This is a genomic window from Salipiger sp. ABN3_019, from assembly GCF_056158605.1.
On sequence record NZ_JBSWTP010000010.1, the window covers coordinates 1,013,572 to 1,034,124 of the forward strand.

Sequence of the window (20,553 nt, forward strand, 5' to 3'; positions counted from 1 at the left end):
GGAGGCGTGCCGCCTGAAGGTAACGCAAATGAGAACAACTCGCATTAGCCATTGACTAATGCGAATGCCTCGCATTTACATTCACACGACAGAACCAAAGGAGTTCCCATGCCGTCCCGTCTCGCCCTGATCCTCGGAACCGCCGCCCTTACCCTTGCCAGCGCAGGGGGCGCGGCGGCAGAGAAGATGAAGGTGGTCACCACATTCACCGTGCTCGCCGACATGGCGGCGCAGGTCGCCGGAGACGCCGCCGATGTGGTCTCGATCACCAAGCCCGGCGCCGAGATCCACGGCTATGCCCCCACCCCGCGCGACATCGTGCGGGCGCAGGACGCCGATCTGATCCTGTGGAACGGGCTGAATCTGGAACTGTGGTTCGAACAGTTTCTGTCAAACCTGCGGGACGTGCCCTCGGTCACTCTGACGACGGGCATCGACCCGATCCCCATCGCCGCCGGCGCTTATCAGGGCAAACCCAATCCGCATGCGTGGATGGGGCTGGAGAACGCGCAGATCTACATCGACAATATCGCCAAAGCCTTTGCCGAGCAGGATCCGGAGAACGCAGCGGTCTACGAGGCCAACGCCGAGGCCTATAAGGCCAAGCTGCGCGCCACGCTCGAGCCGCTGCGCGATGCGGTGGCGCAGATCCCCGAGGCGCAGCGCTGGCTGGTCACCTGCGAAGGCGCCTTCAGCTATCTGGCGCGGGATTTCGGCATGAAAGAGCTTTATCTCTGGCCGATGAACGCCGACCAGATGGGCACGCCGCAGCAGGTGCGCGCGGTGATCGACGGGGTGAAGGAGAACGACATCCCCACGGTGTTCTGCGAAAGCACCGTCAGCACCCGCCCCGCCGAGCAGGTGGCGCGGGAAACCGGCGCAAGCTATGGCGGCGCGCTTTACGTCGACAGCCTCTCCGAGCCCGGCGGGCCGGTGCCGAGCTATCTCGACCTGCTGCGGGTGACTTCGGAGACCATCGCAGACGGGCTGACGCAGGGCCTGTCGCGATGAGCCGCGCGGAAGGCACCACTGACACTGACACTGACACTGACACTGACACTGGCATCGCTGTCACGGGCGTCACCGTCACCTATCGCAACGGCCACACCGCGCTGCGCGACGCCAGTTTCGAGGTGCCGCGCGGCACGATCACCGCGCTGGTCGGCGTCAACGGGGCCGGCAAGTCGACGCTGTTCAAGGCGATCATGGGCTTCGTGCCGGTGGCGAAGGGCGAGATCAGCCTGCTCGGCCAGACGGTGAAACAAGCGCTGAAGTGCAACCTCGTCGCCTATGTGCCGCAGGCCGAAGAGGTGGACTGGTCTTTCCCGGTGCTGGTCGAGGACGTGGTGATGATGGGCCGCTACGGCCATATGGGGTTCTTGCGCCGCCCGTCGGTGGCGGATCACGCGGCGGTCGAGGCGGCGCTGGCGCGGGTCAATATGAGCGATTTTCGTCACCGCCAGATCGGCGAATTGTCGGGTGGGCAGAAAAAGCGCGTCTTCCTCGCCCGTGCGCTGGCACAGGAGGGTCAGGTGATCCTGCTCGACGAGCCATTCACCGGCGTCGACGTCAAAACCGAGGAGCAGATCATCGCGCTGCTGCGCGAACTGAAGGCGGAGGGCAGGGTGATGCTGGTCTCGACGCACAACCTTGGCACGGTGCCCGAGTTCTGCGACCGCACGGTTTTGGTCAAGGGCACGGTGCTCGCCTATGGCCCGACCGAGACCACCTTCACCCGCGCCGCGCTGGAAGAGGCCTTTGGCGGGGTGCTGCGGCATTTCACCATCGAAGGCGCGGATCTGCACGACGACGAAGACCCGCGCCGTGTCTCGATCCTCACCGACGACGAACGACCGCTGGTGCGCTATGGCGGCGAGACGCGCCGGGCCAAACGGGAGGCGCAGGAATGAGCCTGCTGGAGCCCTTCACCTACGGCTATATGACCAACGCCATGTGGGTCTCGGCACTTGTGGGGGCGGTCTGCGCCTTTCTGTCGAGCTACCTGATGCTCAAGGGCTGGTCGCTGATCGGCGATGCGCTCTCGCACTCGGTGGTGCCGGGCGTGGCGGGCGCCTACATGCTTGGCCTGCCCTTCGCGCTGGGAGCGTTCCTGTCGGGCGGGCTGGCGGCGGCGGCGATGCTGCTGCTGTCGGACCGCTCGGGGCTGAAGAGCGACGTGGTGATCGGGCTGATCTTCACCTCGTTCTTCGGGCTTGGGCTGTTCATGGCCTCGGTGAACCCGATGGCCGTGTCGATCCAGACCATCACCATGGGCAATATCCTCGCCATCACGCCGCAAGACACAGCGCAACTGGCGATCATTGGCGTGGTCTCGCTGGCGGTGCTGCTGGCCAAGTGGAAAGACCTGATGGTGGTGTTCTTCGACGAGAGCCACGCGCGCTCGATCGGGCTGCGGCCGGGGCTGCTGAAGGCGCTGTTCTTCATGTTGCTGTCGGCCTGCGTGGTGGCGGCGATGCAGACTGTCGGGGCGTTTCTGGTGGTGGCCATGGTGGTGACGCCGGGGGCGACCGCCTATCTGCTCTGCGACCGCTTTCCGCGGCTGATCCTCACCTCGGTGGCGATCGGCACGCTGACCAGCTTTGCCGGCGCCTATCTCAGCTACTTCCTCGATGGGGCCACCGGCGGGATCATCGTGCTGCTGCAGACGGCGATTTTCCTGCTGGCCTTCACCTTCGCGCCAAAGCACGGACGGCTGGCGGCGCGGCGCAAGGCGCGCGCGGCGCTGGAGGAAGCGGCATGATCGAGAGCCTGACCCTGCCGTTTCAATTCCCCTTCATGCAGAACGCCTTTGCGATCTGCACCATCGTGGCGCTGCCCACCGCGCTGCTATCGTGCTTTCTGGTGCTCAAGGGCTGGGCGCTGATGGGCGACGCGGTGAGCCATGCGATCCTGCCCGGTGTGGTGCTGGCCTATGTGCTGAACCTGCCGCTGATCCTCGGGGCCTTTGCCGCGGGCATGGTGACGGCGCTGGCCACGGGGTTTCTTGCGGGGAACAGCCGGGTGAAGCAGGACACGGTGATGGGCGTGGTCTTCTCGGGCATGTTCGCGCTGGGGATCGTGCTTTACACGCAGATCCACACCAATGTGCATCTCGACCATATCCTCTTTGGCAACATGCTGGGCGTGGGGGCCGAGGACCTCTGGACCGCTGGGCTGATCTCGCTGGCGGTGAGCGCCGCGCTGCTGCTGAAGTGGAAGGACCTGCTGCTTTTCGCCTTCGACCCGGCACAGGCACGGGCGAGCGGGCTGCCGGTGGGGCTGCTGCACTATGGGCTGCTGACGCTGATCTCGCTGACCATCGTGGCGACGCTGACCGCGACCGGTCTGATCCTCGCGGTCGGTCTGCTGATCGCGCCGGGCGCCATCGGCTTTCTGCTGGCGCGCAGCTTTGGCCGGATGATGCTGGTGGCGAGCCTTGCCAACCTTTGTGCGATGCTGGCGGGCACCTACCTCAGCTTTCACCTCGACAGCGCGCCTGCGCCGACGATCATCCTGATCCTGTCGGGGATGTTCCTTCTGGCGCTGGCCCGGCGCATCGCGTTGACACGCCGGGCGTCGGCACAGGGTTAGGGCGCGGGAAAGGCGATCTGCACCTTCATCGCGCGAGTTTTGTCGGCGGCCAGCTCGAACGCCTCCTGCGCCTGCGCCACCGGCAGCACGCCGGTGAGCAGCGGTTTGACGTCGAGCCGCCCGCTGTCGATCAGCCGCGCCGCCGTGGCAAACTCGGGATCGAAGCGGAAGCTGCCCATCAGGCGCAGTTCCTTGGAGACGATCACGGTCATCGGCAGCGGCGTCTCGGGACCAAGGCCCACGGTCACCAGCGTGCCGCGCGGGCGCAGGATCGCGCAGGCCGCGCCCACCGCGACCGGCGCACCGGAGCATTCAAACACCACATCGACCTGCCCCTTGCCCGCCTGCAGAGGGCTCAGCGCGCCCTCATGCTCGGCGATGTTGAGCACCCGGTCTGCGCCCATGGTGCGGGCGGCCTCCAGCGCGGCGGCGGAAATGTCGGTGGAGATGATCTCTTCGGCCCCGGCCAGTTTTGCCGCGGCGATGGTCAGGCAGCCGATGGGACCACAGCCCGAGACCGCCACGCGCTTACCAATCAGGCTGCCTGCCTGCCGCACCGCGTGCAGGCAGACCGCCAGCGGCTCTGACATAGCGGTGAGCGCCAGATCGGCGCCATGCGACAGCAGCACCGCCTGCCGCGCAGGCAGGGTCAGCTGCGCGCGAAAGAACCCCTGCTCATGCGGCATCCGCATGGCCGAGCCGGCAAAGCGCATATCGAGGCAATGGTTGGCCATGCCGCGCAGGCAGTATTCGCAGTCGCCACAGGGCCGCGACGGGTTGATCGCCACCTTGTCGCCTTCCGACAGGCCGCTGACCCCGGCGCCGACATCGGTGATGATCCCCGAGACCTCATGCCCCAGCGCCATCGGCTCGCGGATGCGGATCGCACCGAAACCGCCGTGCATGTAGTAGTGCAGGTCCGAGCCGCAGATGCCGCCATGGCTCACCGCGATGCGCACCTCGCCGGGACCGGGCGCAGGCGCCGCAGAGATAGTGTCGAGCCGCAGATCCTTCGGGGCGTGGATGACGACGGCGTCCATCAGCGAACCCCTCCGCGCTGTGTCACGAAATGGGCGGTGGGCGTCTTGGCATCGGTCATGATCAATGGGGTCTCCTCACTGGCGCGGGTGCGCCGTTCCTCGGCTCCAGCTAGACAGGCGGCGCGCGAGGTTTCAAGGCGAAACGCGGGAACCCGCAAGACGCAACAAGGGGCGCCTTTCGCCGCCCCCTCGCAGGTCAGTTGCGGATGCCGCCCCGCGCTCAGGCGGGCTCGGCCACGCCTTCGGGCACCGCCGCGCCGGTCATATAGGCCACCGCGTCGGACATGCTGTGCTCTTTGGGATTGATCACGCAGAGCCGCTTGCCCAGCCGGTGCACATGCACCCGGTCCGCCACCTCGAAGACATGCGGCATATTGTGCGAGATCAGAATGATCGGAATGCCCCGCGCCCGCACCTCCTGAATGAGGTCGAGCACGCGGCGGCTTTCCTTCACCCCAAGCGCCGCGGTGGGCTCGTCGAGGATCACCACGCGTGAGCCGAAGGCCGCTGCACGCGCCACCGCCACACCCTGCCGCTGGCCACCCGACAGGGTCTCGACCGGCTGGTTGATGTTCTGAATCGTCATCAGGCCCAGATCGGCCAGCTTCTGGCGCGAAAACTCCTCCATCTTGCGCTTGTCGAGTTTGCGGAAGACCGAGCCCATCACCCCCGGCATTCGCAGCTCGCGCCCCATGAACATATTGTCGGCGATGGACAGCGCCGGGGACATGGCGAGGGTCTGATAGACGGTCTCGATCCCCTCGGCGCGGGCATCGTTGGGTGAGGCGAAGCTGACCGGCTGGCCTTCGAGGAGCACCTCTCCGGCGTTGGGCTGGATGGCCCCCGAGAGGGCCTTGATCAGCGTCGATTTCCCGGCACCATTGTCGCCGATGACGGCGAGGATTTCCCCCGGCATCAGGTCGAAATCACAATGGTCCAGAGCGGTCACCTTGCCGTAGCGCTTGACGAGGCCACGGCCTTCGAGAACGGGTTTCTGGCTCATGCCGTCACCTTTCTGATCCATTGGTCCACGGTCACGGCGGCGATGATCAGCACACCGATGAGAAGATAGGTCCACTGCGGGTCGGCCCCGGCCATGCGCAGGCCCAGTTCGAACACGCCGACGATCAGCGCCCCGAAAAAGGCCCCGAGGATCGAGCCGCGCCCGCCGAAGAGCGAGATGCCCCCGATCACCACGGCGGTGATCGCCTGAATATTGCCGATGACGCCGGTGGTGGCAGAAGGAGACACAGAGCCGAAGCGCCCGATCATAACCCAGCCCGCAAGCCCGCAGATGAAGCCGACCAGCATGTAGACCGACATGATCGTGCGGTGCCGGTCGACACCCGCCAATTGCGCCGCCTCGGGATCGTCGCCCACGGCATAGACATGGCGGCCCCAAGCGGTGGAGCGCAGCACATAGGCCAGCACCAGCACGAGGCCGAGCATCAGCGCCACGCCCAGCGTGAACACCGCGCCGCCGACGTTGAACTTTGTGCCGAGGAACTGCAGGAAGGGCGCCTGCGCCTCGATGTCCTGGGCGCGGATCGTCTCGTTGGCGGAATAGAGGTAGTTCACCGCCAGCACGATCTGCCACATGCCAAGCGTGACGATGAACGGCGGCAGTTTGACCTTGCTGACCAGCCAGCCGTTGACCGCCCCGATGGCGGTACCGCAGGCAAGGCCGATGGGCACCGCAAGCACCGCAGGCACACCGTAGCGGAAGGTCACTTGCCCCATGATCACCGAGCAGAGCACCGCGACCGCGCCGACCGAGAGGTCGATCCCGGCGGTCAGGATGATCAGCGCCTGCGCCGCAGCCAGCACGCCGACAATCTGCACCTGTTGCAGGATCAGCGTCAGCGCGAAGGGCGAGAAGAATTTCGAGCCGAGCACCAGCCCGAACACCACGCAGGCCCCGATCAGCACGATCAGCGGCACGATGGCCGGCGTCGTGTGCAGAAGCTCGTGAAAGCGCCCCCAAAGGCCCTTTCCGCTGTCCTCGAACTCGGCGAATTTTTCGTCGCTCCGGGTTCGGACCACGTCTTCGTATCGGTCCGCTTCGGCCATGTCGCGCCCTCCTCTCGCGTTTGCGCGCCTCAGGCCCCTCACCGGCCAATGCGCGCACGGGTTGCGGTTGGTTGTGTGCGGCCCGCCCGGTTGTCGCGCGGGCCGCAGACGTCAGGGATCAGCCCCAGCAGAGGTCCGTGCCCTCTTCGACCGAGATCGACTCGACGCCCTCGACGGGCTGATCGGTCACCAGCGCCACGCCGGTATCGAAGAAGTTCTTACCCTCGGTCGCTTCGGGCTTGGTGCCATCCTTGGCGTAGGCGGCGATCGCCTCGATGCCCTTCGACGCCATCAGCAGCGGGTATTGCTGCGAGGTGGCCCCGATGACGCCCTCAGCGATGTTCTTCACCCCCGGGCAACCGCCATCGACCGAGACGATGAGCACGTCGCCCTCGCGCCCGATTGCCTTCAGCGCCTCATAGGCACCGGCAGCGGCGGGCTCGTTGATCGTATAGACGACGTTGATCATCGGGTCGGTGGCGAGAAGGTTCTCCATCGCCTTGCGGCCCCCCTCTTCGTTGCCCTGCGTCACGTCGTGACCGACGATGCGGGGATCATCCTCATCGCCCCATTTGTTCTCGTCCTTGGTGTCGATGCCAAAGCCCTTCATGAAGCCCTGATCGCGCAGCACGCCGACGGTGGGCTGGCTGACATCGAGATCGAGGAAAGCCACACGCGCATCGGCAGCAGCGTCGCCAAGCTTGGCGGCAGCCCATTGCCCGATCAGTTCACCGGCCAGATAGTTGTCGGTGGCGAAGGTCATATCGGCGGCGTCGATGGGATCGAGCGGGGTGTCGAGCGCGATCACCAGAATGCCCGCGTCGCGCGCCTGCTGGATCGACGGCACAATGGCCGAGGTGCTGGACGCGGTGATCAGAATGCCGTCGACGCCATTGGCGATGCAGGTCTCGACCGCAGCCACCTGAGTCTCATTGTCGCCGTCGACCTTGCCCGCATAGGAGTTGAGCGTCATGCCCAGTTCCTCGGCCTTGGCGGCGGCACCCTCGCGCATCTTCACGAAGAACGGGTTGGTGTCGGTCTTGGTGATCAGGCAGGCGCTGCCGCCCTCTTGTGCAAAGGCACCGGCGGTGGATGCGAGCAGCGCAAACGCGCTGACGGAAATCAGCTTCTTCATGGGGTCTCCTCCTCCCTCTGGGTCGTGTGGCGGCACGTTGGCCGCCGTGAAACTCTCCGTCCTCCAACGGATTGCCCATGTTGATAGCGTCGATTCTGACTTTGCGTCAATAAATAATTAAAATTGATTTATTAACCCGAGCGGGTAGTCTGGGGCCCAAGAGAAAGAGACCCGGAGGAGAGCGGGCCATGGACATCTGCGAGATCCGCAAGCTCAGCGACGGCGCCAATCAGATCGGCGTGCGGGCTCATAACGAGCGGCTGATCCTGTCGTTGATTCAACGCTATGGCGCCCTGCCCGGCAGCGACATCGCCAAGCACACCGGGCTGTCGGCGCAGACCGTATCGAACATCCTGCGCAAGCTGGAGGCCGAGGAATTCCTGCTGCGCGGCGAGCCAAAGCGCGGGCGGGTCGGCAAGCCGTCGGTGCCGATGACGCTCAACCCCGATGCGGCTTTGTCGTTTGGCCTGAAGATCGGGCGCCGCTCCGCCGATCTGGTGGTGATGAACCTGCTGGGCGACGTGCTCGGCCAATCGCAGACCACCTACCGCTACCCCATGCCCGCCGAGATCTTCGCCTATCTCGCCTCCGGCATGGACGAGCTGTCGCACGGGTTGAGCGCCTACCAACGAGAGCGTCTCTGCGGCATCGGCATCGCCGCGCCCTCGGAGATCTGGAGCTGGACCGAGGTGCTGGGCGCGCCGGTGGATTTCAGCGTCTGGGCGGAAATCAACGTGCAGGAAGAGATCGCCAAGACCTCGGATCTGCCGCTCTTCACCGAAAACGACGGCACAGCCGCCTGCCGCGCCGAGCATGTCTTTGGCCGGGGCCGCGAGTTCGGCGACTACGCGTATTTCTTTATCGGGTCCTTCATCGGCGGCGGCGTGGTTCTCAATTCCAGCGTCACCGTCGGCGCGCATAACAACGCAGGTGCCTTCGGCTCGCTACGTGTGCCTGCGCCCGAGGGCGGTGAACTGCCGCTGATCGACGCCGCCTCGCTCTATCTTCTGGAGGCAGCGATCGTCGCCGACGGGCTTGATGCCACGGCGCTCTGGACACAGCCGCAGGACTGGCGCGCCTTCGAGGCGCAGATCGGCCCTTGGGTGGACCGCACCGGCGACGCGCTGGCGCATGCGATCCGCTCGATCGGCTCGGTGATGGATTTCGAAGTGGCGCTGATCGACGGCGCCATGCCCGCCGACGTGCGCGACCGGGTGGTGACGCGCACCCGCGAGGCGCTCGAAAGGCTCGACACCCGCGGCATGCTGCCCCCCCGCCCCGAAGCGGCGCAGGTCGGCGCCAACGCGCGCGCCCTCGGCGCAGGCTGCGCTCCGATCTACGCGCAGTATTTCTTTCAGTAAGGCGATGGCTCGAGATCTCTTCTCGACATGAATGCCGATACGTTATATCGTTACCTTGCATTCCCGATCACGCGCGCCGGGTCCCATTTAGGCCCCCGCGCTGACTGAAATTGCGCGCAAAGCAGACATGCGGCCCCATGCGAATGGCGGTCGCCAAACTCCGTTTCACATTTCTTTCATCCAATCATCACACACCCGTGACGCAGATGCGGTCTGAGGCCTGAGACACCCTCAATCGTGCAATGGGCCCCGCCCCCCGAACTTCGGAGCGTCACAGTCGTGAAAACGATCTTCACCACCACCTCTCTCGCCATGATCCTCGCCGCTGGTACCGCCAGCGCTCAGGATCTCCCGCAGGCCAATGACGCCTGGTTCACCGCCGGTCAGGACGCCATTCAGGCGATCATCAACCGCGAAGTGAACACCGGCCGCGCCAAGAACGTCATCCTGCTGGTTGCCGACGGCAACGGCGTGGGCACCAACTACGCCACCCGCCTCTATGCCGGTCAGCAAGAAGGCAAACTGGGCGAAGAGCACGTGCTGCCCTATGAGACGCCCGACTTCCACAGCGCGCTGGTGAAGACCTACAACATCAACGCCCAGACACCGGACTCAGCGCCCACCGCGGGCGCGATGAACACCGGCGTCAAGCAGCGCTTCAACCTGATCAACCTCGGCGGCGACGCGATCCACGACGATTGCGCGACCGTGGCAGGCAACGAACTGACCACCTTTGCCGAGATCGTCACCGGCATGGACAAATCGGTTGGCGTGATCTCCACCGCGCGCCTCACCCACGCCACCCCGGCGGGCGTCTACGCCAAGACCGCCAACCGCAACTGGGAAGGCGAAGTGCCCGAGGGCTGCACCGCCCAGAAGGACATCGCGGCCCAGCTGATCGACCAGATGGACGCCGGTGTCGTCGACCTCGCCATGGGCGGCGGTCGCCGCTATTTCGCCGGTGAGGATGTGACCCTCGACGAGGGCGGCAACGGCCGCCGTCCCGATGGCGTGAACCTGATCGAGCAGGCCACCGGCAAGGGCACGCAATACGCTTGGAACACCGAGACCTTCAGCGGCCTCAACCTCGACGGCGAGACCCCGATCCTCGCGCTGTTCAACGACAGCCACATGGAATATGAAGCCGACCGTGCCGAGGATGACGAGCCCTCGCTGGCCGACATGACCAAGGCGGCGATCGAGTATCTGTCGAAGAACGACAACGGCTATTACCTCGAGATTGAAGCAGGCCGCGTCGACCACGCCAACCACGCGGGCAACGCCAAGCGCACGATGATCGACGGCATGGCCTTCGCCGACGCCGTGGCCATGGCCGACGAGCTGACCGATGACGCCGACACGCTGATCATCGTCACCGCCGACCACGAGCACTCGATCGCCTTCAACGGCTACTGCGGTCGCGGCACCCCGATCGAGGGCCTGTGCTACGACGTCGCCAAGACCGGCGAGATGCACTCGGACGAGCTGGTGCTGGCCGACGATGGCAAGCCCTACACCGTGGTGGGCTACCTCAACGGTGCCGGCTCGGTGCTGGTACAGGAAGGCAACGACTACGCCGGCTCGCGCCCCGATGTGACCCAAGAAGAGGCCACCGACCTCGACTATGTGCAGCAGGCGCTGATCCCCAAGTCGTCGGAAAGCCACTCGGGTGAAGACGTCGCCGTCTACGCCAAGGGCCCTTGGGCGCATCTCTTCGACGGCACCATCGAGCAGAACGTGATCTTCCACGTGATGAACCACGCCGTCGCCGCCGAGTGACCCTGATCTGATATGCTGGGCGGGGGCGGCGCTGACCGCCCCCGCTGCCGTTCCGACCGATAGGTACCCCAATGCTGACCCGCCGCAGGCTCATCGCCTCCGCCCTCGCCACACCCTTCATTGCCACCACTGCTGCCGCCGAAGACCCGCTGAAAGTGCGCGAGCTCTATCAGGCCAAGGGCCGCGGCCTTTCTGACCTCGCCAAGACCAGCGCCGGAAAGCGCCTGACGGTCGAGGGTTTCATGGCGCCGCCGCTGAAGGCCGAGAGCCGGTTTTTCGTGCTCACCAAGATGCCCATGGCGGTCTGCCCCTTCTGCGAGACCGAGGCCGAATGGCCCAATGACATCGTCGCGGTCTACACCAAGCGCATCGTGGATGTGACGCCCTTCAACGTGAAAATCGTCACCAGCGGCGTGCTGGAGCTCGGGGCTTACAAAGACCCAGAGACCGGCTTTCTCAGCATGATGCGCCTCACCGACGCCAGCTACGGCTGAGCTGCCATGTCCCTCCCTCTCGAGATCTCCGGGCTGACCGTGCGCAGCCCCCGCGACCGTGTTCTGCTGGATGTGCCCAGCCTCTCCGCCCCGGCGGGCACGCTGATCGGCATCCGCGGCGCCTCTGGCGCTGGCAAATCCACGCTGCTTTACGCCATCGCCGGGCTGCTCGAGCGCGCCACCGGCTCCGTGCGCTGGGGCGAGACCGACCTGCTTGCGCAGAGCCCCGAGCGCCGCGCGCGCTTTCGCGCCGGGAACATCGGCATGATCTTTCAGGACTTCCTGCTGTTCGAGGAGCTTGGCGCTCTGGACAATGCCGCACTCACCGCCCTCTTCCGCCCGCGCGCCGAGCGTGCCGCCCTGCGCCAGCGCGCCGCCCAGCGCCTCGCCGCGCTCGGGCTTTCCGACACCGACCGGCGTGTCACCAGCTTCTCGGGGGGTGAGCGCCAGCGCGTCGCCATCGCCCGCGCCATGGCCGCCGAAGCGCCGGTCCTGCTGGCCGACGAGCCCACTGCCAGCCTCGACCGGCCCAATGCCGACCGGCTGATCGACGATCTGGTTGGGCTGGTCCGAACGCAGGGCACCACGCTGATCGCCGTCAGCCACGATGCGGCGCTGCTGGCGCGGATGGACCGGGTGCTGACCATCGCAGACGGACGTCTCGCACAGGACGAGGTGGCGGCATGAGGATGCTCTGGGACAGCCTGCCGGTGCTGGCGCAGGACATCGGCCTGCTGATCCTGCTGCTGGCGCCTGCGCTGCTCACTGGCCTTTTGGTACTGCGCGGCTACGCACCTTGGCCGCTGCTGCGCGGGTTCCTCAGCCGGTTCCGGACCAGCGCCGCGCTTTTCGTTCTGCTGATCGCCATTTCGGTTGGCATGGGCGTCGGGCTGCTCGCGCAGGAGCGCGGGCTGCGTCACGGCACCGCGCGGGCCGCCGACAAGTTCGACCTCATCGTCGCCGCGCCGGGCAGCGAGCTGACCGCGCTGTTCGCCTCGGTGTTCCTGCAGCCTTCGGATATGGCGCTGATCTCGGGCGCCACCTATGCCGAGATCGAGACCCACGAGCATGTGGCCATCGCCGCGCCGCTGGCCTTCGGCGACAGCTATGGCAACGCCCCCGTGGTGGGCACCACCGCCGAATTCCTGCGCCACCTGAGCGATGATCGTATCGAGGGCAGTCTCTGGCAGGATCACGCAGAAGCGGTGATCGGCGCGCTGGTGCCGCTGGAGATCGGCGCGCAGTTCACTCCGGCGCATGGGGTTGGCGACGCCGCCGATACCGAGGCGCATGGCGATGAGCACGGTCATGGCGGCGGCATCACCGTCACCGGGCGCATGGCCCCCACGGGCACGCCATGGGACCGGGCGATCCTCATCCCGGTCGAATACGTCTGGGAAATCCATGGTCTTGCGAATGGTCATTCGCCGGATCGCGACACCCAGATCGGCCCGCCCTTCGATCCCGAATATTTCCCCGGCACGCCTGCTGTGGTGATCCGCTCCGACGAGCTTTGGGCCAATTATGCCCTGCGCTCGGAGTTCACCCGCGATGGCGAGACCATGGCCTTCTTTCCCGGCGCGGTGCTGTCTGGCCTCTACCGGGTGATGGGCGACGTGCGGCAGGCGATGTCGCTGATGGCCTTGGTCACACAGGTTCTGGTCGCCGCCTCGGTCCTGCTGGGCCTCTTCATCCTCACCCGCCTGTTCCGCCGCCAGATTGCCTTGTTGCGCGCGCTTGGTGCACCGCGCCGCTTTGTCTTTGCCACGGTCTGGGCGTTCAGCGCGGCGCTGCTGCTGAGCGGTGCGGTGCTGGGGCTCGGGGTCGGCTGGGGCGCGGCCGAGCTTTTGTCGCGCGTGGTCACCGCCCGCACCGATATCGCCATCTCTGCCCCGCTGGGATGGGGCGAGCTGCATTTCCTTGCTGGCTTTGTGTCGGTGACCATGCTGCTGTCGCTGCTGCCCGCCGCGATGGTGCTGCGACAGCCGGTTGTGGACGGGCTGCGCAGCTAAGCTGATGCTCCCCAGAGGCGCGACACCAAGCCGCCCCCTTCGCGCCCTCTGACCGTTTGTGATTGTTGCGCGACGGCGAACTAGCCGCTATTCGGTGCCTGCTTCGGTTCCGGGCGGCCTGCCGCTCGGTGAATAGGGAATGCGGTGCGGGCCTTGGCCCAACTCCGCAACTGCCCCCGCAACTGTAAGCGGAGAGCGATGCCGGACCATGTCACTGCTCCCTTCGGGGGCGGGAAGACCCGGCGAAGCTGTGACCCGCGAGTCAGGAGACCTGCCGAAGCCGATCACCCAGTCCCGGCGCGGGGAGCGCTGCGGGCGACGGACCTTCCGTAGAGGTGGCATGACGCTAACCGTCTGCGGAAGGAGAAGTCCCTTCTTACGACACATAAAAAGGAAGAAGGGACAATGAAGCGACCCATTTTGTTCGGCCTGCGCGCCGCAACTGCCCTAGCGGCAGCCAGCCTGTCCGGCGCGGCCTACGCGCAGGAGGGCTATGACCTCGGCACCATCACCCTCAGCGCCAACCGCGGCGAGAGCACCGAGATCGAGCGCAGCGGCGCGACGGTTGAGGTTGTGACCAAGGAAGATCTGGAAAAGACCGGCGAGACTCGTGTCGCCGACTATCTTGCCAGCCTTCCGGGCATCAGCGTGACCACCAACGGCGGCATCGGCACCAACACCACCCTGCGCATCCGCGGTGCCAGCGGCCAGTACATCGGCGTCTACATCGACGGGATCAACGTCAACGATCCGTCGGGCACGCAGATCGAATACGACTTCGGCGCGCTGACCACCGCAGACGTCAGCCGGATCGAGGTGCTGAAAGGCTCGCAGTCGGCGCTCTACGGGTCCGAGGCCATCGCCGGTGTGATCAACATCACCACAGCGCGCCCGACGGAGCCCGGCCTCAGCCAGAACGTCGCCGCCGAATACGGCAGCTACAACACCCGCAAGCTGAGCTATAACCTCGGCTATCTGGGCGAGCGCGGCAGCTTTGCCACCACCCTGAGCCGGGTCGAGACCGATGGCTTCTCTGCCGCCGACGAGGACGATGGCAATGACGAGGCAGACGGCCACGAGTCCACACGGCTCAGCTTCTCGGGCGATTACGCGCTGACCGATACGGTCAGTCTGGGCGCATCCGGCTTCTGGCAGAAGACCGAAACCGAATACGACGAAAGCTACCCTGTCCTTGCCGATGGCACCCATGACGAGGTCTCCAAGAGCGAGCAATACGGTCTGCGCGGCTTTGCCCGCATCGACGCGGGCGCGCTGAGCCACGAACTCTCGCTCCAGTATTTCGAGAACGACCGTTCGACGTCGAGCAACGGCTACGACTACCCGTTCTATGGCCAGCGCTGGACCCTCGGCTATCAGGGACAGGCAGAGCTTTCGGCCACCACGCTGACCTTTGGCGCCGATGCCACCCGCGAGCAGTATGAGAATGACGGCGACGAGGGCGATCAGGACACCTATGGCATCTGGGCCCAGGCAAATTGGCACCTGTCGGACCAGATCGAACTGGTGACCGCCCTGCGCCACGACGATCACTCGGATTTCGGCGGCAAGACCACCGGCCGCGTCTCGCTGGCCTATCTGCCCAGCGATGATGTCACCCTGCGCGCCAGCGTCGGCACCGGCTTCCGCGCGCCTTCGCTCTACGAGCGCTACAACGCCTATGCCGGCAATCCCGATCTCGAGCCCGAGACCTCGCTCAGCTACGAGCTTGGCGCCGAGAAGCGCTTTGACGGCGGCAAGATCACGGCGACACTCTTCCGCACCGAGATCACCGACCTCATCGAGTACAACTACGACACTTGGGCGTACTCGCAGGTCGAAGGGACAAGCTGGATGCAGGGTGTCGAGCTGTCCGGGGAAACGCAGATCACCGACAGGCTTGGGCTGGCGGCAGCCTACACATGGACCGACACCGAAGACGCCGAGACCGGCGACCGTCTCACCCGCGTGCCGCTGCATGATCTTGCGCTGACGCTTGATGCGGCGTTCACCGATGACTTCAGCGGCGCCTTCCGCGTGCGGCACGTCGCCGGGGTGGAGGACACCAACAACTCCCTGCCCGACTACACCGTCGCCGATGTGAATTTCCGCTACGCGCTGAGCGGCAATGCCGAGCTTTACCTGCGGGTCGAGAACCTCTTCGACGAGGACTATCAGACCGTGACAGGCTATGGCACCTCGGACCGCGCCGCTTATTTCGGCGTCCGGGGCAGCTTCTGATGCTGCGGCGCGCGCTGCTCTGCCTTGCCCTGGCCACCGCTCCGCTCGCGGGCGCGGCGGGCGAGGCACCGGCGCGCGTCGTCTCCATGAACCTTTGCACCGACCAACTGGCGATGCTGCTGGCCGCGCCGGGTCAGTTGGTCTCTGTCTCCGATCTGGCAAGCGACCCGCACAGCTCGGCCATGGCCGAAGAGGCTCGGGCCTATCCGGCGAACCACGGGCAGGCCGAGGAGGTCTGGCTGCTGCGCCCCGATCTGGTGATCTCGGGCAGTTTCACCGCGCAGGCGGCGGTGCAAATGCTGCAGCGCCTCGGCACCGAGGTGCTGACCCTGCCGCCCGCCTATTCGCTCGATGATGTGCCGGACCGCATTCGCGCTGTCGGGGAGGCACTGGGGCGCGAGGCACGCGCCGAGGCGCTCATCGCTGAGTTTCAAACGCAGCTCGCCGCGCTGCGCGCAGAGATCGCACGCCAGCCCACCGCCGCGCTCTACTACGCCAATGGCTACACCACGGGCGACAACACGCTGGCCGGGGAAATCCTTCTGGCCGCGGGCTTCGACAATATCGCCGGTCCGGGCGGCGGCGGTCATCTGCCGCTCGAAGCTCTGGCCATGGCCGATCCCGAGGCGCTGATCACCGCGCGCCCCTACCCCGGCGCATCGCGGTCCGAGGAAATCCTCGCGCATCCGGTGCTGCGCCAGATCCGCGAGGCGCGCGCCGGACATCAGATGACCGGCAGCGACTGGATCTGCGGCACCCCACACGTGCTGCAGGCCATCGCCGACCTCACCGACTTCCGCAAGGAGATCAAATGACCCGCGCCCTCGCGCTTCTCCTGCCGCTGGTGCTGGCGCTGGCGGCTCTCTCGCTGTCGCTTGGCCCCGCCGATGCGACCCTGCCCCAGAGCCTGCACGCGCTGATCGCGGGCGGCGACGGCCCGCTGCCCATGGTGATGCGCGAGATTCGCCTGCCGCGCATGCTGCTGGCGCTGATGATCGGCGGCTCGCTGGGGCTGGCGGGGGCGGCGCTGCAGGGCTATCTGCGCAACCCGCTCGCTGAGCCGGGCCTTTTGGGCGTCTCGGCCAGCGCCGCGCTTGGCGCCGTGCTGGCGATTCAGACCGGGCTCTCCGCCGCCTTCGCGCTCGCCCTGCCGCTGAGCGCGCTGGCCGCCGCGGTGGTTGCCGTGCTGATCCTCATGCTGCTGGCCGGGCGTGGCGGCGAGACGCTGACGCTGATCCTTGCCGGGATCGCGCTGTCGGCAGTGGCCGGCGCGCTGACGCAACTGGTGCTGAACCTCTCGCCCAACCCGTTCGCCGCCAGCGAGATCGTCTTTTGGATGATGGGATCACTGGCCGACCGTTCGATGTTGCACGTCTGGCTGGCGCTGCCCTTCATGGCGGTGGGTGTGGTCCTGCTCGCCGGTGTCGGGCGCGGGCTGGACGCGCTGACCTTGGGCGAGGACGCCGCGGCCTCCATGGGCATCAACCTGCAGCGCTTGCGCCTGCGTGTGGTGCTGGGCACCGCCTGCGTCGTCGGCGCGGGCACGGCTGTCGCCGGGGCGATCGGCTTTGTCGGGCTGGTGGTGCCGCATCTGCTGCGCGGCACCGTGGGCGGACGGCCCGGCGCACTGCTCTGGGTTTCGGCGGCGGGCGGCGCGGCCATGCTGCTGGCCGCCGACATCGCGGTACGGCTGGTGGCCCCCGAGCGCGACCTGAAGCTCGGCGTGCTGACCGCCCTCGTCGGCGCGCCCTTCTTCCTGCATCTCGTCTGGCGCAGCCGCGGAGACCGCGCATGACCCTGCTGAGCCTCTCCGATCTGTCGGTCACCCTGCGCAATCGCCCGGTCTTTTCGGGGCTTTCGCTGGAGATTGCCGAGCGCGAGGTCGTCGGCCTCATCGGTCCCAACGGCGCGGGCAAGACCAGCCTGATGCGCGCCGCGCTGGGGCTGATCCCGGCGCAGGGTCAAAGCTCGCTGGCCGCACTCACCCCCCAGCAACGCGCCAAGGCCGCCGCCTGGATGCCGCAGGCGCGCGAGATCGCCTGGCCGGTGAAGGTCGAGGATCTGGTGGCTCTGGGACGCCTGCCGCATGGCGACCGCGCCAGCGCACCGGTCGAGGCGGCGATTGCCAAGATGGGCCTCGGCCCGCTGCGCAAGCGCCGCGCCACCAATCTTTCGGGCGGCGAGCAGGCCCGCGCGCTGATCGCCCGCGCGCTGGCACAGGAAACGCCGCTGCTGATGGCCGACGAGCCCACCGCAGGGCTCGACCCGGCGCATCAGATCGCCACGATGGAGGTCTTCCGCGACCTCGCCGCCGAGGGACGCGGCGTGCTGCTGTCGCTGCATGACATCGGTCTGGCGGCGCGGCATTGCACAAGGCTAGTGATGCTCGCCGAGGGCCAGCTTCTGGCGGACGGCAAGCCTGAGGAGGTGCTGACCGACGCGCTGCTGGCGCGCGGCTTTGGCATCACCGCCTATCACGCGCAAACCCCCGATGGGCCGGTGTTCCAGCCCATGGGCCGGGCGCGCTGAACCTAGCTCAGCCGGGCAGCAGGACCGACAGAAGCCCCCAAGCGGCGACCTCTGACAGCAACTGCGCCGCGCCCAGAACGTCGCCGGTGACACCGCCCAGCCTGCGCCGCGCGATAGCTCCGAGCGCCAAGGCTACCACGGCGCAGACCGCTGCGACCGCAAGGCCAGCCAGCCCGGCGCACAGCACCGACAGCAGCACCGCCACCAGCAGCGCCACCTGTCCCGCGCGGCTGCGGCCCGCCGCGAGATGACCCATGCCGTCGGCCCGCGCCGGAGGCAGGCTTTCCTGCAGAGCGCTCATCGCCCCGCGGCTCAGCGCGCCGATCACCATGAAAAGCAGCGGCCCGGCGGCCTCTCCCAGTTCCGCCAGCGCGGCGGCCCAGAGGCCAGAGGCGAGGATCAGCGCCATGACGCCGTAGCTGCCGATGCGGCTGTCGCGCATGATCTCGAGCGTATGCGCCCGGTCGCGACCGCCGCCGAGGCCATCGGCGAAATCCGCCAGACCGTCGAAATGCAGCGCGCCGGTGGCCAGCACCGTGATCGTCAGGCACAGCAGCGCCGCCAGCAGCCCAGAGCCTCCCGCGGCCAGCGCGCCTGCAAACACCGCCCAGCCGATCAGCCCAACCAGCGCGCCGACCAGCGGAAAGGCCCAGCGGGCCTCGCGCAGCGCGGGCGCATCGCCCGAAAGCCGCCCGGCTGGCAGGCGGGTCAACAGCATCACCGCCACCTGAATCTCGCGGCGCCTTTTGCCTAGGGCGCGCAGCGCGCTCATCCCCCGGCGACCCCGGCCTCGGCGAAAGTCGCCATGCCGTTGTGGCACTCCAGCGCCGCGCGCAGCACCCCCAGCGCCAGGGCCGCGCCCGAGCCCTCGCCAAGCGCCATATCGAGCGACAGAACCGGCGCTTTGCCCATGGCCTCGAGCAGGCGGGCGTGCCCCGGCTCGCGGCTGACATGACCGACGAGGCAATGATCGAGCAGGCTAGGATTGGCCTTGAAGAGCGGTGCCGTCGCCGCCGTGCAGATGAACCCGTCGAGGATCACCGGAATGCGCCGCGCCCGTGCCTCGAGCACCGCACCGCAGATCGCCGCCTGCTCGCGCCCGCCGAGCGCCGCCAGAAGCGCCGCGCCCTCCACCCCGGCGTGACGCGCGCAGGCCCGGCGCACCGCATCGGCCTTGCGCGCCAGCCCGTCCCCGTCCGAGCCGGTGCCGCGCCCGATCCAGCCCTCGGCGTCGCCGCCGAAACTGGCGCAGGCCAGCGCCGCGGCGATGGTCGAATTGCCGATCCCCATCTCGCCAAGGATCACCACCTGCGCACTCTCGGGCACCGCCTCCGCGCCGCGGCGCATCTCGGCCAGCGTCTCGGCCTCACTCATCGCGGGGCCTTCGGTGATGTCGGCGGTGGGCCGGTCCAGATCAAGCGCGATCACCGCAAGCTCGGCGCCGGAGGCCCGGCAAAGCTGGTTGATCGCCGCGCCACCGGCCTCGAAATTGGCCACCATCTGCGCGGTGACCTCCTGCGGGAACGGGTTCACGCCCTGCGCGCAAACGCCGTGGTTGCCCGCAAAGACCAGCGCCTGCGCCCGCGTGATCTCGGGGCGCGGCGTCGCTTGCCAGCCCGCCATGAAGACCGCCAGTTCCTCCAGAAGCCCCAGCGAGCCCGGCGGCTTGGTCAGGCTCATCTGCCGCGCGCGCGCGTCCTGCGCCGCAGCCTCATCGGCAGTGGGCAGCGTCCCGGCAAGGCCGGCGACCGCCGAAAGCGCGGTCACGTCAGAAAGAATGCTCATTTGGTTTTACCTTCATTGGATAGCCGGCCACCGCCAGCCACACCTCGTCACAGGCCGCGGCGACAGCCTGATTCATCCAGCCCGCCGCATCGCGGAACTCGCGCGCGAGCCGGTTCTCCGGCACGATGCCCGCGCCCACCTCGTTGGTCACGAAGATCACCGGCGCCGATTGCCGGGCGATGGCCTCGACCAGCGCCTGCGTTTCCTCGCGCCAGTCGCCGCCCTCAAGCAGCAGATTGGTCAGCCACAGCGTCAGGCAATCCACCAGCCGCGGCAGCCCGCCATCGCTGCCGTCAAGCGCACCGCACAGATCGCGCGGCGCGTGCAGGGTCTGCCACATCTCGCCGCGCCGCGCCTGATGCTCGGCGATCCGCGCTGACATCTCCGCATCGCCCTCGTAAATCCGGGCGGTGGCGATATAGATGGCCTGTCCGCACACCGACAGCGCCTTGCGTTCCGCAAGGGTCGATTTGCCGGAGCGGGCCCCGCCGGTGATAAGGATCGACCTTTTCATAACCG

The 20,553-nt window shown here is 67.1% G+C and carries 20 protein-coding genes and 1 riboswitch; of the genes, 13 read left to right on the plus strand and 7 right to left on the minus strand.

The annotated features are described in order from the left end of the window. Positions 1-108: 108 nt before the first annotated feature. The 4 genes from ACXAD2_RS26775 to ACXAD2_RS26790 are packed head-to-tail and all read left to right on the plus strand — an operon-like array spanning position 109 to position 3,591. On the plus strand, positions 109-1,011 hold the full coding sequence (locus ACXAD2_RS26775) for a metal ABC transporter substrate-binding protein (RefSeq protein ID WP_475177446.1): 903 nt from the start codon (positions 109-111) through the stop codon (positions 1,009-1,011). Beyond that, entirely contained in the window at positions 1,008-1,910 is a 903-nt protein-coding gene (locus ACXAD2_RS26780; protein WP_475177451.1) for a manganese/iron ABC transporter ATP-binding protein, read from the plus strand. The genes ACXAD2_RS26775 and ACXAD2_RS26780 overlap by 4 nt, the downstream gene beginning before the upstream one ends. Further along, positions 1,907-2,761, plus strand: a complete 855-nt coding sequence (locus ACXAD2_RS26785; RefSeq protein WP_066107343.1) for a metal ABC transporter permease — start codon at positions 1,907-1,909, stop codon at positions 2,759-2,761. The genes ACXAD2_RS26780 and ACXAD2_RS26785 overlap by 4 nt, the downstream gene beginning before the upstream one ends. Further along, on the plus strand, positions 2,758-3,591 hold the full coding sequence (locus ACXAD2_RS26790) for a metal ABC transporter permease (RefSeq protein ID WP_475177458.1): 834 nt from the start codon (positions 2,758-2,760) through the stop codon (positions 3,589-3,591). The genes ACXAD2_RS26785 and ACXAD2_RS26790 overlap by 4 nt, the downstream gene beginning before the upstream one ends. Here ACXAD2_RS26790 and ACXAD2_RS26795 read toward each other — a convergent pair. From ACXAD2_RS26795 to ACXAD2_RS26810, 4 genes are all read right to left on the minus strand, one after another. After that, positions 3,588-4,631, minus strand: coding sequence for an L-idonate 5-dehydrogenase (locus tag ACXAD2_RS26795; RefSeq protein WP_475177461.1), 1,044 nt, complete (start codon positions 4,629-4,631; stop codon positions 3,588-3,590). The two genes, ACXAD2_RS26790 and ACXAD2_RS26795, sit on opposite strands and share 4 nt — an antisense overlap. A gap of 220 nt (positions 4,632-4,851) precedes the next feature. Next, a complete protein-coding gene (locus ACXAD2_RS26800; protein WP_224903870.1) occupies positions 4,852-5,634 on the minus strand; it encodes an ATP-binding cassette domain-containing protein in 783 nt (260 codons plus the stop codon). Then, positions 5,631-6,701, minus strand: coding sequence for an ABC transporter permease (locus tag ACXAD2_RS26805; protein WP_224903871.1), 1,071 nt, complete (start codon positions 6,699-6,701; stop codon positions 5,631-5,633). The genes ACXAD2_RS26800 and ACXAD2_RS26805 overlap by 4 nt, the downstream gene beginning before the upstream one ends. A 118-nt stretch (positions 6,702-6,819) precedes the next feature. Further along, complete coding sequence (locus tag ACXAD2_RS26810; protein WP_475177468.1) at positions 6,820-7,836, minus strand: substrate-binding domain-containing protein; 1,017 nt, start codon at positions 7,834-7,836, stop codon at positions 6,820-6,822. A 188-nt stretch (positions 7,837-8,024) separates the two neighbouring features. On the opposite strand from ACXAD2_RS26810, the gene ACXAD2_RS26815 reads away from it, so the two are divergent. The 9 genes from ACXAD2_RS26815 to ACXAD2_RS26855 all read left to right on the plus strand — a co-directional run bounded on the left by ACXAD2_RS26815 (position 8,025) and on the right by ACXAD2_RS26855 (position 18,249). Further along, the gene (locus ACXAD2_RS26815; protein WP_475177473.1) at positions 8,025-9,197 is read left to right on the plus strand and encodes an ROK family transcriptional regulator; all 1,173 of its coding nucleotides are present in this window, start codon (positions 8,025-8,027) and stop codon (positions 9,195-9,197) included. Between the two features lie 312 nt (positions 9,198-9,509). Then, positions 9,510-10,976, plus strand: a complete 1,467-nt coding sequence (locus ACXAD2_RS26820) for an alkaline phosphatase (RefSeq protein WP_475178416.1) — start codon at positions 9,510-9,512, stop codon at positions 10,974-10,976. 71 nt (positions 10,977-11,047) lie between these two features. Continuing rightward, a complete protein-coding gene (locus ACXAD2_RS26825; RefSeq protein ID WP_475177478.1) occupies positions 11,048-11,470 on the plus strand; it encodes a hypothetical protein in 423 nt (140 codons plus the stop codon). A 6-nt stretch (positions 11,471-11,476) separates the two neighbouring features. After that, entirely contained in the window at positions 11,477-12,157 is a 681-nt protein-coding gene (locus ACXAD2_RS26830) for an ABC transporter ATP-binding protein (RefSeq protein WP_475177483.1), read from the plus strand. Then, positions 12,154-13,482 (plus strand): ABC transporter permease, encoded by a 1,329-nt coding sequence (locus tag ACXAD2_RS26835; RefSeq protein WP_475177486.1) that lies wholly within the window; start codon positions 12,154-12,156, stop codon positions 13,480-13,482. The genes ACXAD2_RS26830 and ACXAD2_RS26835 overlap by 4 nt, the downstream gene beginning before the upstream one ends. An 87-nt stretch (positions 13,483-13,569) precedes the next feature. Next, a riboswitch (cobalamin riboswitch) is annotated at positions 13,570-13,775 on the plus strand. Between the two features lie 112 nt (positions 13,776-13,887). Then, on the plus strand, positions 13,888-15,720 hold the full coding sequence (locus tag ACXAD2_RS26840; protein ID WP_475177491.1) for a TonB-dependent receptor plug domain-containing protein: 1,833 nt from the start codon (positions 13,888-13,890) through the stop codon (positions 15,718-15,720). Further along, positions 15,720-16,535: an ABC transporter substrate-binding protein gene (locus tag ACXAD2_RS26845; RefSeq protein ID WP_475177494.1), complete on the plus strand. Its 816-nt coding sequence runs from the start codon at positions 15,720-15,722 to the stop codon at positions 16,533-16,535. Before ACXAD2_RS26840 ends, ACXAD2_RS26845 begins: the two co-directional genes overlap by 1 nt. Next, positions 16,532-17,515, plus strand: coding sequence for a FecCD family ABC transporter permease (locus tag ACXAD2_RS26850; protein ID WP_475177496.1), 984 nt, complete (start codon positions 16,532-16,534; stop codon positions 17,513-17,515). Before ACXAD2_RS26845 ends, ACXAD2_RS26850 begins: the two co-directional genes overlap by 4 nt. Continuing rightward, entirely contained in the window at positions 17,512-18,249 is a 738-nt protein-coding gene (locus tag ACXAD2_RS26855; RefSeq protein ID WP_475177499.1) for an ABC transporter ATP-binding protein, read from the plus strand. The genes ACXAD2_RS26850 and ACXAD2_RS26855 overlap by 4 nt, the downstream gene beginning before the upstream one ends. A gap of 7 nt (positions 18,250-18,256) precedes the next feature. Here the strand turns inward: ACXAD2_RS26855 and cobS are convergent, their stop codons facing one another. The 3 genes from cobS to cobU are packed head-to-tail and all read right to left on the minus strand — an operon-like array spanning position 18,257 to position 20,548. After that, positions 18,257-19,021 carry an adenosylcobinamide-GDP ribazoletransferase gene (gene cobS, locus ACXAD2_RS26860; RefSeq protein WP_475177503.1) on the minus strand — a complete coding sequence of 255 codons (765 nt, stop codon included), beginning with the start codon at positions 19,019-19,021 and terminating at the stop codon, positions 18,257-18,259. Further along, positions 19,018-20,034, minus strand: coding sequence for a nicotinate-nucleotide--dimethylbenzimidazole phosphoribosyltransferase (gene cobT, locus ACXAD2_RS26865; protein ID WP_475177504.1), 1,017 nt, complete (start codon positions 20,032-20,034; stop codon positions 19,018-19,020). The genes cobS and cobT overlap by 4 nt, the downstream gene beginning before the upstream one ends. Then, positions 20,018-20,548, minus strand: coding sequence for a bifunctional adenosylcobinamide kinase/adenosylcobinamide-phosphate guanylyltransferase (cobU, locus tag ACXAD2_RS26870; protein WP_475177506.1), 531 nt, complete (start codon positions 20,546-20,548; stop codon positions 20,018-20,020). The genes cobT and cobU overlap by 17 nt, the downstream gene beginning before the upstream one ends. Positions 20,549-20,553 lie beyond the last annotated feature (5 nt).